This window comes from Enterococcus sp. DIV0086 (assembly GCF_050498705.1).
Classification (GTDB): domain Bacteria; phylum Bacillota; class Bacilli; order Lactobacillales; family Enterococcaceae; genus Enterococcus; species Enterococcus faecalis.
On sequence record NZ_JBNIDN010000001.1, the window covers coordinates 2,836,709 to 2,855,000 of the forward strand.

Annotated in this window: 12 protein-coding genes, 1 rRNA gene and 1 pseudogene (1 of these 14 only partly in view); 12 read left to right on the plus strand and 2 right to left on the minus strand. The window is 38.1% G+C overall.

Annotated features, from left to right (window positions below; translation table 11 throughout):
* Positions 1 to 19: 19 nt before the first annotated feature.
* The gene (locus IGI63_RS13755; protein WP_002355941.1) at positions 20 to 823 is read right to left on the minus strand and encodes a Cof-type HAD-IIB family hydrolase; all 804 of its coding nucleotides are present in this window, start codon (positions 821 to 823) and stop codon (positions 20 to 22) included.
* A gap of 205 nt (positions 824 to 1,028) precedes the next feature.
* Between IGI63_RS13755 and IGI63_RS13760 the strand changes: the two genes are divergently transcribed.
* The 3 genes and pseudogenes from IGI63_RS13760 to IGI63_RS13770 all read left to right on the plus strand — a co-directional run bounded on the left by IGI63_RS13760 (position 1,029) and on the right by IGI63_RS13770 (position 4,364).
* Positions 1,029 to 1,604 (plus strand): DUF1361 domain-containing protein, encoded by a 576-nt coding sequence (locus IGI63_RS13760; RefSeq protein ID WP_002386206.1) that lies wholly within the window; start codon positions 1,029 to 1,031, stop codon positions 1,602 to 1,604.
* Positions 1,605 to 1,755: 151 nt separating this feature from the next.
* Positions 1,756 to 2,959: pseudogene (locus tag IGI63_RS13765) on the plus strand (NCS2 family permease).
* 208 nt (positions 2,960 to 3,167) lie between these two features.
* On the plus strand, positions 3,168 to 4,364 hold the full coding sequence (locus tag IGI63_RS13770) for a multidrug efflux MFS transporter (protein ID WP_429975961.1): 1,197 nt from the start codon (positions 3,168 to 3,170) through the stop codon (positions 4,362 to 4,364).
* A 54-nt stretch (positions 4,365 to 4,418) separates the two neighbouring features.
* On the opposite strand, the gene IGI63_RS13775 is transcribed toward IGI63_RS13770, so the two are convergent.
* Positions 4,419 to 4,604, minus strand: coding sequence for a YjzD family protein (locus IGI63_RS13775; protein WP_002355945.1), 186 nt, complete (start codon positions 4,602 to 4,604; stop codon positions 4,419 to 4,421).
* Between the two features lie 116 nt (positions 4,605 to 4,720).
* Here IGI63_RS13775 and dnaE point away from each other — a divergent pair, with 116 nt between their 5' ends.
* From dnaE to IGI63_RS13820, 9 genes are all read left to right on the plus strand, one after another.
* Complete coding sequence (gene dnaE, locus IGI63_RS13780) at positions 4,721 to 8,050, plus strand: DNA polymerase III subunit alpha (protein WP_429975962.1); 3,330 nt, start codon at positions 4,721 to 4,723, stop codon at positions 8,048 to 8,050.
* A 172-nt stretch (positions 8,051 to 8,222) separates the two neighbouring features.
* Entirely contained in the window at positions 8,223 to 9,185 is a 963-nt protein-coding gene (gene pfkA, locus IGI63_RS13785) for a 6-phosphofructokinase (RefSeq protein WP_002355947.1), read from the plus strand.
* Positions 9,186 to 9,249: 64 nt separating this feature from the next.
* Complete coding sequence (pyk, locus tag IGI63_RS13790; RefSeq protein WP_002355949.1) at positions 9,250 to 11,007, plus strand: pyruvate kinase; 1,758 nt, start codon at positions 9,250 to 9,252, stop codon at positions 11,005 to 11,007.
* Positions 11,008 to 11,379: 372 nt separating this feature from the next.
* Complete coding sequence (locus IGI63_RS13795) at positions 11,380 to 11,949, plus strand: YceD family protein (protein ID WP_002363429.1); 570 nt, start codon at positions 11,380 to 11,382, stop codon at positions 11,947 to 11,949.
* A 56-nt stretch (positions 11,950 to 12,005) separates the two neighbouring features.
* Positions 12,006 to 12,185, plus strand: a complete 180-nt coding sequence (gene rpmF, locus IGI63_RS13800; RefSeq protein WP_002355952.1) for a 50S ribosomal protein L32 — start codon at positions 12,006 to 12,008, stop codon at positions 12,183 to 12,185.
* Between the two features lie 204 nt (positions 12,186 to 12,389).
* Positions 12,390 to 13,811, plus strand: coding sequence for an NADP-dependent phosphogluconate dehydrogenase (gndA, locus tag IGI63_RS13805; protein WP_429975963.1), 1,422 nt, complete (start codon positions 12,390 to 12,392; stop codon positions 13,809 to 13,811).
* Between the two features lie 157 nt (positions 13,812 to 13,968).
* A complete protein-coding gene (locus IGI63_RS13810; RefSeq protein WP_002355954.1) occupies positions 13,969 to 14,655 on the plus strand; it encodes a response regulator transcription factor in 687 nt (228 codons plus the stop codon).
* Positions 14,656 to 14,665: 10 nt separating this feature from the next.
* A complete protein-coding gene (locus IGI63_RS13815) occupies positions 14,666 to 16,174 on the plus strand; it encodes a HAMP domain-containing sensor histidine kinase (RefSeq protein WP_002363430.1) in 1,509 nt (502 codons plus the stop codon).
* Between the two features lie 643 nt (positions 16,175 to 16,817).
* Positions 16,818 to 18,292, plus strand: a 16S ribosomal RNA gene (locus IGI63_RS13820) (it continues 86 nt past the right edge of the window).

The window sequence follows — 18,292 nt, forward strand, 5'->3', positions numbered from 1 at the left end:
ATACTTTTATTTTAGCCTTTTATAGATCTAAATAATTTTCTAAGTAATCTGCTAAACCATCTTGATCATTTGTTTTTTCAGTGACATCGTTGGCTACGGATTTAATTTTATCCGTGGCATTGTTCATAGCAACACCCCAACCAGCATAACTTAACATTTCTTCGTCATTATGTTCATCGCCAAAAGCAATGATATCAGCTGGTTTGACAGATAAAAAGTTCGCCACTTGATCAACACCATGGGCTTTTTGAATTCCTTTTGCGACCATTTCTAAAATAGGCATTGGACCGCCCCAAGTGCGGACATCAATATAATCACCATATTGTTTTGTCAATGTATCAGCAACTTTTTCAGCTTGGTTTGGCGTGGTCCGAACCATCATTGAGGTAGGATTTGTTCGTAAATTTTTAGCAGTAAGTAAATTATCTAAGGTTGCTTTGGAAGCAAAAAATTTCGGATCGAACCCATCTAACGTATCGATATAAAATGTTTCTTTGTTTTCAGCAGCAACAAAATCTAATTGTAATTCTTTTTTCTGTGCCAAAATGTCAAAGACTAGGTCACGCTCAATATTGGCTTCGCTTTCCAAGTCCCATTTTTTCTCTGGAATGTGGACTAAAGCACCGTTAAAGTTAACCATAGGGGTCGTTAGGCCAAGTTGTTGGTAAAATTGATGACTCATTCTATAGGGACGTCCAGTGGCAATACTGACGTAATGACCGTTGTCAATCGCTTTTTTTAGTGTTTGTTCGGTTTTTGGACTGATTAAAGACTGCGCATTTAATGTTGTGCCGTCTAAATCAATAGCAATTAATTTTTTCAAGTAAAAATTCCTCCTAAATGCCTTTTTCTCAGTCTAGCATAAAACCGAAGATTATCAAGGGGAGAAGCATGTTCATTTATAAGGTTTAAAAAAAAGCTTAAGAAGTATGCTACACTAAAATAAACCGTTTGAAAAAGGAGCGCAGAGCATCTTGAAAAATTCTAGAAATTATTTACGAGTGATCACCTTAATCTATTGTATCTATATGTGGTTATTTGCTACGCATTTTCATTTTATGGCGTTGAACGTGTTGTTAGCCTATATTCCAATTGAACTTAGTTATCTTTTAAACGCAGAAAAACGTAAAAGGGATTGGTTGATAGGTTTTGCTTGGTTAATTTTTTATCCTAATGCGCCGTACCTATTTACGGATTTTTTTCATTTAGAAACGCTATCTATTTATCGAGGCTTTAATACGATTTTTGCAAACCAAATTGGTGATTGGTGGGCGTTTGTTTGCTTAACTAGCGGGATTGTTATATATGGACTTTTAGGGATGAAAACAGTAACAACTGTTAGTCAGAAATTGCAAAGTTATTGTGACTATAGAACAATTGTAGTCTTTCAAGCCAGCCTTCATTTCTTGTCTGCTTTGGCGATTTATGTTGGACGTTTTGATCGATTACACAGTGTCTATCTTTTTATGAGTCCAATTGAAACAGTGAAAATTATCTTTTTTGACTGGTCCCTTCAAAAATTAATGTTTATTTTATTAATGATGTTTCTACAGATGCTGTTGTTTGGGCTAATCCAATTATTAGGAAAAGAAGAAGCAATGTAAAGCTTTTTCTTTTTTTATATCTGCAAAAAACGAACATTATATAGAAAAGCATATATAATAGTTAATATTTTGTTGTAAAAAGATAGCGATTCTCTTATAATCAAAGAGTAATTATTCGAAAACATGGATTTTAAGGGAGAGAAGTGCAATTATGAATACGTTTTTCAAATTAAAGGAAAACAAGACAACGGTATCAACTGAAATAATGGCGGGGGTTACGACCTTTTTTGCAATGAGTTATATTTTATTTGTTAATCCGTCCATTCTTTCAGAAACAGGGATGCCTTTTCAGGCTGTTTTTTTAGCGACCATTATTGCTTCAATCATCGGTACATTAATTATGGGGCTGTTTGCTAATGTACCTTACGCTCAAGCACCGGGAATGGGACTCAATGCTTTCTTCACGTTTACGGTCGTTTTTGGGATGGGGTATACTTGGCAACAAGCATTAGCAATGGTTTTTATTTGTGGTTTGATTAATATTTTGATTACAGTGACAAAAATTCGCAAAATGATTATTAAAGCAATTCCAGAGAGTTTACAACATGCTATTGGTGGTGGGATTGGAATTTTTGTCGCTTATGTAGGGTTGAAAAATGCTGGCTTACTAAGTTTCACAGTACAAGCAGAACCTCAAAATGGTGTTGTGAATGGTTCGAGTATCGTGCCCGCTTTAGGAAATTTTGATAATCCAGCTATTATTTTGGCGGTAATTGGGTTAGTTTTAACAACGATTTTAGTTGTCACCAATGTTCGTGGGGCTATTTTAATTGGCATTGTGGTTACTACGTTAGTCGCAATTCCAATGGGGGTGGTAGACACTGCTTCGGTTGATTGGCATGCTAATTCGTTGGGCAATTCATTTAAAGAATTAGGTACAACTTTTGGCGCTGCTTTTGGTGCTGAGGGCTTACAGTCATTGTTTAGCGATTCTTCAAAAATTCCTCAAGTTTTAATGACCATTATTGCCTTCAGTTTATCAGATACGTTTGATACAATTGGAACATTTATCGGTACGGGACGTCGAACAGGAATTTTCTCTAAAGAAGATGAATTAGCTTTAGAAGATAGTAAGGGCTTCAGCACTAAAATGGACAAAGCTCTATTTGCAGATGCTATTGCAACATCTATCGGTCAAAGACATCAATTGGACGGATTTAGAAGATGCGATTCCAGCATTTTTTGCTTCAATTTTCATGGGATTATGTTATAGCATCTCTTATGGGATTGCTGCTGGGTTCATCTTTTATGCAGTGGTGAAAGTAGTCAAAGGAAAAGCCAAAGAAGTTTCACCAATTATTTGGATCATTGATGCGTTGTTTATCTTAAACTTTGTAATCTTAGCTATTTTATAGTAAATAGAAGTGAGGCTGAGATAACAGCGGTTAGCTTTGAAGGTGTTGCATTTATTCAGCTATTTATCTTAAGCCCAAGTGTTAAGAAGTCTGGCAGATTGGTCGTTTTGACCGGTCTGCCAGACTTCTTTTAAAAGAATTTTCTTTTGAGAGATTCACTCTTTTAGAGTATAGTGGTAGGTGAAGAGGTGATAAGGTGGATAAAAGTATGAAAATAAAATGGAAGCAGAATTTATTAGTCGCATGGATTGGTTGCTTTTTTACAGGGGCGAGTATTAGCTTAGTTATGCCGTTTATTCCAGTATATGTTGAACAATTAGGGACGCCTAAGAGTCAAGTAGAGTTGTTTTCTGGATTGGCAATTTCTGTCACGGCGTTTGCTGCTGCGATTGTTGCACCGATTTGGGGAAATTTAGCTGATCGAAAAGGTCGGAAAATTATGATGATTCGGGCTGCAGCAGGAATGACGATCACAATGGGGGCGTTAGCATTTGTCCCTAATGTATACTGGCTGTTGATTATGCGTTTTATGAACGGGATTTTATCCGGCTATATTCCTAACGCAACAGCGATGATTGCATCGCAGGCGCCAAAAGAGAAAAATGGCTGGGCTCTAGGGACATTATCAACAGGTGCTATTGCCGGGACGTTAATTGCGCCATTGATTGGCGGTGCGTTGGCACAGTGGTTTGGAATGGAAAATGTCTTTATTATTACCGGCGTTATTTTATTCATTACAACGTTGTTGACTATCTTTTTAGTTAAAGAAGATTTTCAACCAGTTGAGAAAAAGGATTTATTAACGACGAAAGAAATTTTTAGTAAGATGGATCATGTTTCAGTATTGATTGGTTTGTTTGTGACTACGTTAATTTTACAATTAGGAATTACAAGTATCAGCCCAATCTTAACGCTATATATTCGATCTTTAAGTGGCGATACAGAGAATGTATTATTTGTTAGTGGTTTGATTGTTTCGATTGCCGGCGTTTCAGCAATTATTTCTTCTCCAACTTTGGGAAAAATTGGGGACCGCATTGGGAACCAAAAAGTTTTATTAGGCGGATTAATTCTTTCTTTTATTTGTTACATTCCCATGGCGTTTGTGCAAACACCTTTTCAGTTAGGTGTTTTACGATTCCTTTTAGGTTTTTCAACAGGTGCTTTAATGCCATCAATCAATACGTTAATTAGTAAAATAACGCCAACAGAGGGCGTAAGTAGAGTTTATAGTTACAATCAGATGTGTAGTAATTTCGGTCAAGTTTTAGGACCGATGGTAGGGTCGACAGTTGCCCATGGTTTTGGCTATTCTTCTGTTTTTCTGGTAACCGCTTGTTTCGTTTTAGGAAACATTGGGCTGTCCTTCTTTAATTTCCGAAAAGTTTTAAATAAAAAGCTCTAAACAGTTGAAAAGATAAAAAAACCAGTTACAATAACTTTAGTAACTGGTTTTTTCTTATTTAACAGGTTTGGTTTCTTTCGGTACTGCAAAGTGTGCAATTAATAAAATAATAACGGCTGTTGCCAACGATAGAATCGTTGTCATTTTAAAGTCGTATGAACCACCAGATAATGCACCGCCGATATATCCAACGACTTGGCCTAATGCGAAGGTCCAGAAAAATACAACAAGATAACGCATATGAGCACCTCTTTTCTAGCTCTTAGTTTAGCATATTTTCTTTAAAAGTAAAGAATCCGCGATAGGAAAATAAGAGAAGAGGAAAAAATAGCAAGGATTCAAAAAGGAGCTGTCCAATGTCATTTCCACAATTACATACCGTTACTTCCTATTCGCTTTTATCTAGTACGGTTAGGATTCGTTCCTATGTAAAACAAGCGAAAGCGTTAGGTTATCAAACATTAGCGATTACCGATATCAATGTCTTACATGGGGCGGTTGAATTTTATGAAGCATGCCAAGAAGCGGGAATTCAACCAATTATCGGTTTAAGATTAGAATATACCCCAGCAGAAAAAGAAGGGCATTCCGAGTTACTTTTATTTGCTAAAAATTTAAAAGGGTATCAGCAATTAATGCAACTATCTAGCAGCAAAATGACGACAGAGGGTCCCTTTTACTTAGCAGAACATCAATCCTTATTAAGTGATTTATTTGCCGTGACTTTGTCAGCTAAAGGAGAAGTCGCCCAAACATTTTTTGAAGATGAACAACAAGCGGTTCACGCTTTCCAACAACTTGCTTCATATTTTGATCCCCAGTCGTTATTTGTTGAACATTCTTTTTCAATGAATCAACAACGCAATCCAGCGCTCTTTTCTTTTTACCAAAGAGAACAATTACCTGGCGTGGCTTTGCAAGAGGTACGTCATTTAACAAGGGAAGAAGGCTTTGCCGTAACTGTTCTTGAGAGCATCAAAGAAAATAATCAATTGAATATTACAAGCCAAACACCGGAAATAGAAGGTCTGAATTACTTGCGTGAAGTAGAGACGACGATGGAACAAATGCTTCAAATAGCTGGTGCAGAAGTGGTCCAGAATACGATTCAGCTAGCTGAAAATTGCCGAGTTGACATTCCTTTACATCAAAAATTATTACCGCATTTTCCTGTGCCTGATAATCAAACGGCTGGTTCTTATTTACGCACATTGTGTTTAGAAAAATTACCAGAAAGAGTGCCTCATCTAAATGAAGTTTACCAAAAACGATTAGAAAAAGAGTTAACCATCATTCACAATATGGGCTTTGATGATTACTTTTTAATCGTTTGGGATGTGATGGACTTCTGTCATAACAATCAAATTGTTACAGGCGCTGGCCGAGGTTCAGCTGCGGGCTCTTTAGTGTCCTATGTGCTATCAATTACAGATGTAGATCCAATCAAATATGATTTGCTTTTTGAACGTTTTTTGAATCCAGAACGCTACACGATGCCCGATATTGATTTAGATATTCCTGATAATCGGCGGGAGGAAGTTTTAGCTTATGTCAGTCAAAAATATGGTCATTATCACATGGCGCAAATTGCCACGTTTGGTACGATGGCTGCGAAAATGGTTTTACGGGACGTTGCACGTGTTTTCGGATTGTCCCAGAGTGAAGCGAATCGTTGGTCGGCAGCTGTCCCCAACAAGCTGAAAATTACGTTAGAAGAAGCATACCAAGAGTCAAAACGGATGCAAGAATTGGTCAATTTTTCACCAAATAATCAATTGCTCTATAAAACAGCTGTTCAGCTAGAAGGATTGCCTCGCCATGTTTCTACGCACGCAGCAGGTGTGGTAATTAGTGATGAAAATCTTTTGAATTTGGTTCCGTTACAACCAGGATCGAATGAAATTTTATTGACCCAATTTACTATGAATGATGTTGAAAAAATTGGTCTTCTGAAAATGGATTTCTTGGGCTTAAGAAATTTATCCATCATTGATGATACCCTCACAGCTGTTAAACGCGTCTATAATCAAACCATTCGTTTAAATCAGATTCCATTAGATGACGAAACAACGCTGGCTTTATTTAGAAAAGGGGAAACAAGTGGTGTTTTCCAGTTTGAATCTGCTGGAATTCGGAATGTATTAAGAAAATTAGGGCCAACTAGCATTGAAGATATTGCTGCTGTCAATGCCCTGTATCGTCCTGGTCCGATGCAAAATATTGATGTTTTCATCCGCCGGAAAAAAGGCTTGGAACAAATTAGTTATCCAGAGCCTAGTCTCGCCCCCATTTTGGAAAATACGTACGGAATTATTGTTTACCAAGAGCAGATTATGCAAGTTGCTGCGAAAATGGCTGGCTTCTCTTTAGGGCAAGCTGACATTTTACGTCGGGCCATTAGTAAAAAGAAAAAAGATGTGCTAGATGAAGAACGGAATCATTTTGTTAATGGCGCGTTACAACAAGGCTATCCCCAAGAAACAGCTAACCAAGTGTACGATTATATTGAGCGCTTTGCTAATTATGGCTTTAACCGCTCGCATGCATTTGCCTATTCCTTTATTGGTTTTCAAATGGCTTACTTGAAGGTTCATTATCCGAGTGCTTTTTATGTCGCGTTGTTGCATTCTGTTCGTCATAATCCAACAAAAATTAAAGAATATATTGGCGAAGCTAGAAAAAACAAGCAGACGATTTTGCAGCCGTCAATTAACCAAAGTCACTACAGCTTTTACCTAAATCAGCAACAGCAAATTTTATTTGGTTTTAGTTCTTTAAAAGGAATCCGCCGAGACTTCATTCAAAATATTTTAAATGAACGCCGAGAAAATGGACCGTACAAAACGTTCGATGAGTTTCTTTTGCGAATTGACCGTAAGTGGTTGAAAGTTGAAAATATCGAACCATTGATTGCCATCGGTGCATTTGACGAAATTGCGCCTAATCGCCGTCAATTAGCGGTAGGTTTAGAGAGTAATATCCAAAGTATTCTTCTCAGCGGTGGTAGTATGGATTTGTTAGAAACGTTGAAGCCAAAGGAAGAAGAAATTGCCGATTATCCGCTAGAAGAGCGACTAGAACAAGAAGAACAATATTTAGGAGTCTATTTATCAGGACATCCGACAGAAGAGTTCAAAAAAACACGCTTAGCCAAGCAAACGCAACTTGTTCATGAACTTGTTGAAAATCAGCCCACGAAATTATTGATTTATGTCAAAAACATTCGGACGATTCGGACCAAAAAGGGAGAACAAATGGCCTTTGTTGATGGGGATGATACAACAGGAAGTATTTCACTAACGTTGTTCCCAACTGTTTTTCGCCAGTTAAGACAGAGTGTCGAGAAAGGGCAAGTTTATTATGTGGAAGGAAAAGTGGAACGCAGTACGTACAATCAAGAATTGCAAATATTGGTTCAACGAATAGAAAAAGCGCAACAAGTAGAAACATCAATTAGTGACGAAACGTGTTTTATCAGAATTACAAAAGATGTCGAACAAACGGACGTTTTTCAGAAAATGAAAGAGGTACTCAGTCGTCACGCTGGACATATTCCAGTGATTGTCTATTTTGAAAAAACAGGAAAGAAAATAGTATTAAATGAAGAAAATTGGGTCGCTCATACAAGCGCTAGTCAGCAACAATTAGCTTACGTTTTAGGTGAGCAAAACGTCATTTTCAAATGATTTACGGTAAAAAATACTAGTTGTTTTCAACTTTTTTCATTTTTTTCTTCTTAACTCAAGACATTTTGGTTCTTTAATGGTAAAATGAATGACGTAATATTTTTGTATATCAATTTTTGCGAAAAGGTTTCTTTTGGCAGTTGAAAGTATATTATATGAGGTGAAATAGCGAATGAAACGCATTGGTATTTTAACCAGCGGGGGAGATGCCCCTGGAATGAACGCTGCAATTCGTGCAGTCGTACGCAAAAGTATTTTTGATGGAATCGAAGTTTACGGTATTAACTATGGATTTGCCGGTTTAGTCGCAGGCGACATCCGTCGTTTAGATGTTGCTGACGTTGGCGATAAGATTCAACGTGGTGGAACATTCTTGTACTCTGCTCGTTATCCTGAATTTGCTACTGAAGAAGGGCAATTAAAAGGAATCGAACAATTGAAAAAATTCGGTATTGAAGGCTTAGTTGTTATTGGTGGAGACGGTTCTTATCATGGCGCAATGGCTTTGACAAAACGTGGTTTCCCCGCTGTTGGAATTCCTGGAACGATTGATAATGATATTCCTGGAACAGATTTCACAATCGGTTTTGATACAGCGATTAACACTGTTTTGGAATCAATTGACCGAATTCGTGATACAGCGACTTCTCATGTTCGTACATTCGTTATCGAAGTAATGGGACGTAACGCTGGTGATATCGCATTGTGGTCAGGCGTGGCAGGCGGAGCAGATGAAATCATTATTCCTGAACATGATTTTGATATGAAAAACGTTGCCAAACGTATTCAAGAAGGCCGCGACCGCGGGAAAAAACATTGCTTAATCATTTTAGCAGAAGGCGTAATGGGCGGAAATGAATTTGCTGATAAACTTTCTGAATACGGTGATTTCCATACGCGTGTATCAATTTTAGGACACGTGGTTCGTGGGGGCTCGCCAAGTGCTCGTGACCGTGTATTAGCAAGTAAATTTGGGTCATATGCTGTTGAACTTCTAAAAGAAGGCAAAGGCGGTTTATGTATCGGTATGTTAGATAACCAAGTAGTTGCAGCTGATATTATTGACACGTTAGAAAACAATAAACACAAACCAGATTTATCTCTTTATGAGTTAAATCATGAAATTTCTTTTTAATCTTGTATATTAGCTAATCTTATTAGCTTTGTATAAACAAATTTGGAATAGGAGCGTTTTAGTAATGAAAAAAACGAAAATCGTATGTACGATTGGACCAGCTAGTGAATCCGTTGATATGCTAGTAAACTTAATTAATGCAGGTATGAATGTTTGCCGTTTGAACTTTTCACATGGTGACTACGAAGAGCATGGTGCTCGTATTAAAAACATTCGTGAAGCTGTAAAAATTACAGGGAAACGCGTAGCGATCTTACTAGATACAAAAGGTCCTGAAATCCGCACAAATGACATGGAAAATGGCGCAATCACAATGAAAATTGGTGACTCAGTACGTATTTCTATGACAGAAGTTTTAGGAACAAATGAAAAATTCTCAATCACTTATCCAGAATTAATCAATGATGTAAACGTAGGTTCACACATTCTTTTAGATGATGGTTTAATTGATTTAGAAGTAACTGATATCGACCGTGATGCAAACGAAATCGTAACAGTTGTTAAAAACGAAGGCGTCTTGAAAAACAAAAAAGGCGTTAACGTACCAGGCGTTTCTGTAAACTTACCAGGGATCACCGAAAAAGATGCTAACGATATCCGTTTCGGAATTGGTCAAGGAATTGACTTTATCGCAGCTAGCTTCGTTCGTCGTGCTTCTGACGTTTTAGAAATCACTAAAATTTTAGAAGAAGAAAACGCAACACACATCCAAATCATTCCTAAAATCGAAAACCAAGAAGGTATCGATAATATCGATGAAATCTTAAAAGTTTCTGATGGTTTAATGGTTGCTCGTGGTGACATGGGTGTTGAAATTCCAACAGAAGATGTTCCAGTTGTCCAAAAAGCTTTAATTAAAAAATGTAATGCTTTAGGTAAACCAGTTATCACTGCAACACAAATGTTAGATTCAATGCAACGTAACCCACGTCCAACACGTGCGGAAGCAAATGACGTAGCAAACGCAATCTACGATGGAACAGATGCAGTAATGTTATCAGGCGAAACTGCAGCAGGGGATTACCCATTAGAAGCTGTTCAAACAATGGCTCGTATTGCAGTTCGTACAGAAGAAACATTAGTTAACCAAGATTCATTCGCATTGAAATTATATAGCAAAACAGATATGACTGAAGCAATCGGACAATCTGTTGGCCATACAGCACGTAACTTGGGTATCCAAACAATCGTTGCGGCAACAGAATCAGGCCATACAGCACGTATGATCTCTAAATACCGTCCAAAAGCACATATCGTTGCAATTACGTTCTCAGAACAAAAAGCACGTAGCTTATCATTATCATGGGGTGTTTACGCAACAGTTGCTGACAAACCATCAAGCACAGATGAAATGTTTAATTTAGCTTCAAAAGTATCACAAGAAGAAGGTTATGCTTCAGAAGGTGATTTAATCATTATCACTGCTGGTGTTCCAGTTGGCGAAAAAGGCACAACAAACTTAATGAAAATTCAAATGATCGGTTCTAAATTAGTTCAAGGTCAAGGTGTCGGCGAAGAAGCAATTATTGCAAAAGCCGTTGTGGCAGGAACTGCTGAAGAAGCAGTTGCTAAAGCGACTGAAGGGGCTATTTTAGTTACAAAAACAACAGATAAAGAATACATGCCTGCAATTGAAAAAGCATCAGCATTAGTTGTTGAAGAAGGTGGTTTAACTTCTCATGCAGCTGTTGTAGCGATTGCACAAAATATTCCAGTTATCGTAGGTGCTGCAGATGCAACATCATTAATTAATAATGACGAAGTGATTACTGTTGATCCTCGTCGTGGTATTGTTTACCGCGGAGCAACAACAGCTATCTAAGTCTAATTAATTCAATCATTTGATTTTAAGCAATATGTACTCGGACGCAAAGCTGGGACAAACCGATTCGTCAGTTTGTCTCAGCTTTTTTTACAAGGAAGACAGTAGTATGAAATGTTCAGAAACACGTATTCAGTAAATAAAGAGTTGGGCGCAAATAGTAAAATTATGTCTGAGTTTTAAATTATTTATGTTATTTCACACAAAAATTTTGTTATTTAATTAAATAAGCGCTAAGTTATCTTCAACAGAAAAACAATTATAAAAAAAACGAAAGAAAAACAGGAAATAAGAAAGGGCTGTCAAGAAAATTTCATTGACAAAGCTTTCATACCCCTGTATAATAGCTTTTGTTGCTTAGGAGTGATAATTATGAAGTGGTCTTTGTTAGAATTAAATAAATACAAAGAAGAGCCGCTAGTGTTTTCAGAAACATTGCATCTTAAAGAAGAGCTTCTTCAACGAGATGATACCTTGTTGGATGTAAGTCCAATCAAAGTAGAAGGCTTATTAGCAGTCAATAAATCAGAATATTTACTTCATTACACTATTCAGGTAACTGTAACCGTTCCTTCATCCCGTTCTTTAGAACCTGTGGCTTTGCCAATGCAAATCACGGTCGATGAAGTCTTTATGACAAAAGAACAAATGGATACAAGAGATGAACGATTTGCAGCTGAAGAGATTATTTTATTGGACAAGCCAACAATTGATTTAGATGAATCTGTCGAAGACAACATTCTATTGTCCATTCCAATTCAAGTGCTTACAGAAGAAGAACAAAACAGTCAAGAAATGCCAAGTGGCAATGACTGGGAAGTGATTTCAGAAGAAGCATATTTGGAAAGTAAGCAGAAAGCAGCAGAACAAACAGTGGATCCTCGTCTGGCTAAACTATCAGAATTACTCAGCGATAATGCTGAAGAGGAAGATAACAGCTAGGTTGGAATATATTGTGTATGTAAATACACGCATCTTTACAAGGAGGTGGAACAACAATGGCAGTACCAGCTAGAAGAACTTCTAAAGCGAAAAAAGCAAAACGTCGCACACACTACAAATTAACAATCAAAGGCTTAAATGCATGCTCAAACTGTGGTGAAATGAAAAAAAGCCATCACGTATGTCCAGCATGTGGTCACTACGATGGAAAAGACGTAATGTCTAAAGAAGCATAAGCATAAAAACATTTTTTGAAATGTTGAATCCCCTAGGCTAACCATGGAGCCTAGGGGATTTGTATTTTTTTAAGAAAATATGAAGAAATTGGAAATTTATTGGCACTATATTGTTTTCATATGAAAGATAGTGCGTTATAATAGTGAGGATTATAAGAGAATGCTCATAGAATTTTCGTTGATTATAATATAGGAGGTCATAAAATGACAAAACAACAATTTGGCGTAGTCGGCATGGCTGTCATGGGGAAAAATCTTGCTTTAAACATTGAAAGCAGAGGCTATACAGTTGCGCTGTATAACCGTACAGGATCAAAAACAACAGAAGTGGTTGAAGAACATCCTGACAAAAACTTTCAAGCAACATACTCAATTGAGGAATTTGTGAATGCAATTGAAAAACCTCGTCGAATTATGTTGATGGTTAAAGCTGGACCTGCAACAGATGCGACAATCCAAGAATTGTTACCACACCTTGATAAAGGCGACATCTTAATTGATGGCGGTAATACGTTCTTCAAAGACACAATGCGACGTAATGAAGAACTAGCAAACTCAGGAATTAACTTTATTGGTACTGGCGTTTCTGGCGGAGAAGAAGGAGCCTTGAAAGGACCATCTATCATGCCTGGCGGACAAAAAGAAGCGTATGAGTTAGTTGCGCCAATTCTTGAAAAAATTTCAGCTAAAGCAGAAGACGGTGAACCATGTGTGACTTACATTGGCCCAAATGGTGCTGGACATTATGTAAAAATGGTTCATAATGGGATTGAATATGGGGACATGCAATTAATTGCTGAATCCTACGATTTAATGAAACAAATCTTAGGTTTATCTGTTGATGAAATGGCAGAGATTTTCAAAGAATGGAACGAAGGCGAATTAGACAGTTACCTTATCGAGATCACGGCTGACATTTTGACACGTAAAGATGATGAAGGAACCGACCAACCAATCGTTGATGTTATTCTTGATGCAGCAGGCAACAAAGGAACAGGTAAATGGACAAGCCAAAGTGCGTTAGATCTTGGCGTACCATTACCATTAATTACAGAATCAGTATTTGCACGTTTTATTTCGGCTTACAAAGAAGAACGCGTAAAAGCAAGTGGCATTTTATCAAAACCTGCAGCCTTTAACTTTGCAGGCAATAAAAAAGAATTGATTGAAAAAATTCGCGAAGCATTATACTTTAGTAAATTAATGAGTTATGCGCAAGGTTTTGCACAACTCCGTGCAGCTTCTGAAGAATACGGATGGGATTTACCATTTGGTGAAATTGCAAAAATCTGGCGAGCAGGTTGTATTATCCGTGCACAATTCTTACAAAAAATTACCGATGCATATGAAAAAAATCCAGCACTTGAAAACTTGTTGTTAGATGAATACTTCGTAGAAATTACGAAAAAATATCAACAAGCCGTTCGTGAAGTTGTTGCGATTGCTGTTCAAGTAGGTGTTCCTGTACCAACATTCTCATCTGCAATTGCTTATTACGATTCTTATCGTTCAGATCGCTTACCAGCGAATTTAATTCAAGCACAACGTGATTACTTCGGTGCTCATACGTACGAACGCACAGACAAAGAAGGAATCTACCATTACAGCTGGTACAACGAAGAATAAACACGCTGGAGACCATGAGTGTGGCTCACCATGCTCATGGTTTTACTGTGGCTTAAAAAAGAACCAGACAGATTGAGTAGTAATTCTCTAATAAGTAGTAAGGAATAAAAAGGTTGAGCTTGAGTATAGCTTTTAAAGAGAAAGGACAATTAATCAAATGAGCAACATTTTAATTATTGAAGATGAAAAGAACTTAGCGAGATTCGTTGAGCTTGAATTAAAACATGAGGGGTATACGACAGAAGTACACTACAATGGTCGTACAGGATTGGAAGCCGCTCTTAACAACGAATGGGATGCTATCCTTCTTGATTTGATGTTACCAGAATTAAATGGATTAGAAGTATGTCGCCGTGTTCGCCAAGTGAAAAATACACCAATTATTATGATGACTGCGCGTGATTCAGTAATTGACCGTGTTTCTGGCTTAGACCATGGAGCGGATGATTATATTGTTAAACCATTTGCAATTGAAGAATTGTTAGCTCGTTTACGTGCGTTACTTCGTCGTATTGATATTGAGGGCGATAAAAACGTTGCAAAACAAACAACGATTACATATCGTGACTTAACAATTGAAAAAGAAAATCGTGTCGTTCGTCGTAATTCTGAAATGATTGAATTAACAAAACGCGAATACGAATTACTATTAACGCTAATGGAAAACGTGAACGTTGTCTTGGCACGTGATGTGTTACTAAATAAAGTTTGGGGCTATGAAACAGAAGTAGAAACAAACGTTGTGGATGTATATATCCGCTACTTGCGAAATAAAATTGACGTACCTGGAGAAGAAAGCTACATCCAAACTGTCCGTGGAACTGGCTACGTTATGCGTTCGTGAGAACTAATTAATGAAAAGAACGATTAAAAAAGAACTGGAAGGCCCATCTTTAACTATAAAGTGGGCTTTCGCAAGTTCTTTCTTTATATTTGTAGTTTTTACCATTTTTGCGGTGATTACCTATAAGTCTTCTGTTAGTCTTATTGTTGCCAAAGAAAAGGAAAATGTCGAAGCAACGATTGCAGAAGTAACAAATCGATTAGCTAATGCCAATGAAAATTTAACGGTAACAGACGTTTTTGACTATTTAAAAACGCCGAGTGAAAGAGATGAAAACTACTATAATAAGCATACAGCAGTAGAAGGTTCGTTTATGGAAATGGACAGTTTCATATCTGAACTAGGACAACCAGAACTTTATTTATCTGTGTATGACACAAACCAAAAACTAGTTTTTAAAACACAAAATGAATATGATAAGTTATTACAATTGGATCGACAATTACCTGTTGTTCGAACCGTTTTTGATAAAACCGGTTTTTATTCCGTGGAACCTATTTTTTCAAAAGAAACACGAGAAAAGATTGGCTATATTCAAGCGTTTTATGAACTTTCTTCTTTTTATGAAATTCGTAATCATTTATTATTAACACTTGTAGTTTTAGAAGTGATTTCTCTGATTGTAAGTAGTGTCTTAGGCTTTATCCTCTCTTCTTATTTCTTAAAACCATTAAAAGTATTGAGAGACACGATGGATACAATCCGCAAAGACCCGCAATCAGATGTCCACATGCCGGAGATTAATACGAGAGATGAGTTAGCAGATATTTCGGAAATCTTTAATGAAATGTTAGATCGTATGAGACGCTATATCGAACAACAAGAGCAGTTTGTTGAAGATGTTTCCCATGAATTAAGAACGCCCGTTGCGATTATGGAAGGCCATTTAAACCTTTTAAATCGTTGGGGGAAAGACGATCCTGAAATTTTAGATGAATCATTAAAGGCCAGTTTACAAGAAATTAGTCGTATGAAGAGTTTGGTCCAAGAAATGCTTGACCTTTCACGCGCTGAACAAGTGGACACCCAATATGCAAATGAACGAACAGATGCTAAACAAGTAGTCTACCAAGTATTTAATAACTTCCAATTGGTTTATCCTGAGTTTCATATCACATTAGATGACGATTTACCAACCGAAGTTGAGCTGAAAATCTATCGTAATCACTTTGAACAATTGCTAATTATTCTATTAGATAATGCGATTAAATATTCAACAGATCGAAAAGAAGTGCATATTTCCATTTCTCGAACGATGAATGAATTTGAAATAGCTGTGCAAGATTTTGGTGAAGGAATCACTGAAGAAGACTTGGAGAAAATATTTGATCGATTCTATCGAGTAGATAAAGCCCGTGCAAGAAATAAAGGCGGTAATGGCTTAGGACTATCGATTGCAAAACAATTAGTCGAAAACTATAAAGGACGTATTGATGCAGAAAGCGTATTGCATCAAGGAACGATCTTTAGAATTTTTATTCCAATCGCTGGAATAAAAGAAGAGAGCAACGTACAATAAAGTACGTTGCTTTTTTTACGAATGATTAACGAACATTTCAGTAAGAGAAAAGGGATTATAAGATAAAGAAACGAATGTTTTCTTTGCAGAAAATATTCATCGTTCGAAATTGAAAAAAATGTTATTTTTCTGCAAAATAATAGTTGCGTTTTAGAAAAATCCTTGGTATATTAATATCTGTTCTGACAAACAGTTCGTTAAGAAAAAAGTTTTAAAAAGTTAAAAATTTTTCTTGACGAAAAGATAAATAACATGTTAGAATAACAAAGTCGTTAAAGAGATTGCTTTTAAATCAATCATTTGATCAAAAAAACTTGTTATAAAATAACAAAAAAGTTTTAAAAAGTTGTTGACAAACAACTGAGATAATGATAAGATATAGAAGTTGTCACAGCAGACGGCAACGACCGAGCAAAACAACTTAAAAAACTTTTTCAAAAAAGTTCTTGACATTCAAACGAAAGTTTGTTATGATATAAAAGTTGCTGCGAGGTAACGTAGACCTTTGAAAACTGAACAAAGAATAGACGAACCAAATGTGTAGGGCGTCTTGATTCAATTCAAGACAACAAACATTTTTAACAAGCAAGCAATATGCTAGCAAACAAATTGAGCTTAACAATCGAAAGATTGTTCTAACTTTTATTATGAGAGTTTGATCCTGGCTCAGGACGAACGCTGGCGGCGTGCCTAATACATGCAAGTCGAACGCTTCTTTCCTCCCGAGTGCTTGCACTCAATTGGAAAGAGGAGTGGCGGACGGGTGAGTAACACGTGGGTAACCTACCCATCAGAGGGGGATAACACTTGGAAACAGGTGCTAATACCGCATAACAGTTTATGCCGCATGGCATAAGAGTGAAAGGCGCTTTCGGGTGTCGCTGATGGATGGACCCGCGGTGCATTAGCTAGTTGGTGAGGTAACGGCTCACCAAGGCCACGATGCATAGCCGACCTGAGAGGGTGATCGGCCACACTGGGACTGAGACACGGCCCAGACTCCTACGGGAGGCAGCAGTAGGGAATCTTCGGCAATGGACGAAAGTCTGACCGAGCAACGCCGCGTGAGTGAAGAAGGTTTTCGGATCGTAAAACTCTGTTGTTAGAGAAGAACAAGGACGTTAGTAACTGAACGTCCCCTGACGGTATCTAACCAGAAAGCCACGGCTAACTACGTGCCAGCAGCCGCGGTAATACGTAGGTGGCAAGCGTTGTCCGGATTTATTGGGCGTAAAGCGAGCGCAGGCGGTTTCTTAAGTCTGATGTGAAAGCCCCCGGCTCAACCGGGGAGGGTCATTGGAAACTGGGAGACTTGAGTGCAGAAGAGGAGAGTGGAATTCCATGTGTAGCGGTGAAATGCGTAGATATATGGAGGAACACCAGTGGCGAAGGCGGCTCTCTGGTCTGTAACTGACGCTGAGGCTCGAAAGCGTGGGGAGCAAACAGGATTAGATACCCTGGTAGTCCACGCCGTAAACGATGAGTGCTAAGTGTTGGAGGGTTTCCGCTCTTCAGTGCTGCAGCAAACGCATTAAGCACTCCGCCTGGGGAGTACGACCGCAAGGTTGAAACTCAAAGGAATTGACGGGGGCCCGCACAAGCGGTGGAGCATGTGGTTTAATTCGAAGCAACGCGAAGAACCTTACCAGGTCTTGACATCCTTTGACCACTCTAGAGATAGAGCTTTCCCTTCGGGGACAAAGTGACAGGTGGTGCATGGTTGTCGTCAGCTCGTGTCGTGAGATGTTGGGTTAAGTCCCGCAACGAGCGCAACCCTTATTGTTAGTTGCCATCATTTAGTTGGGCACTCTAGCGAGACTGCCGGTGACAAACCGGAGGAAGGTGGGGATGACGTCAAATCATCATGCCCCTTATGACCTGGGCTACACACGTGCTACAATGGGAAGTACAACGAGTCGCTAGACCGCGAGGTCATGCAAATCTCTTAAAGCTTCTCTCAGTTCGGATTGCAGGCTGCAACTCGCCTGCATGAAGCCGGAATCGCTAGTAATCGCGGATCAGCACGCCGCGGTGAATACGTTCCCGGGCCTTGTACACACCGCCCGTCACACCACGAGAGTTTGTAACACCCGAAGTCGGTGAGGTAACCTTTTTGGA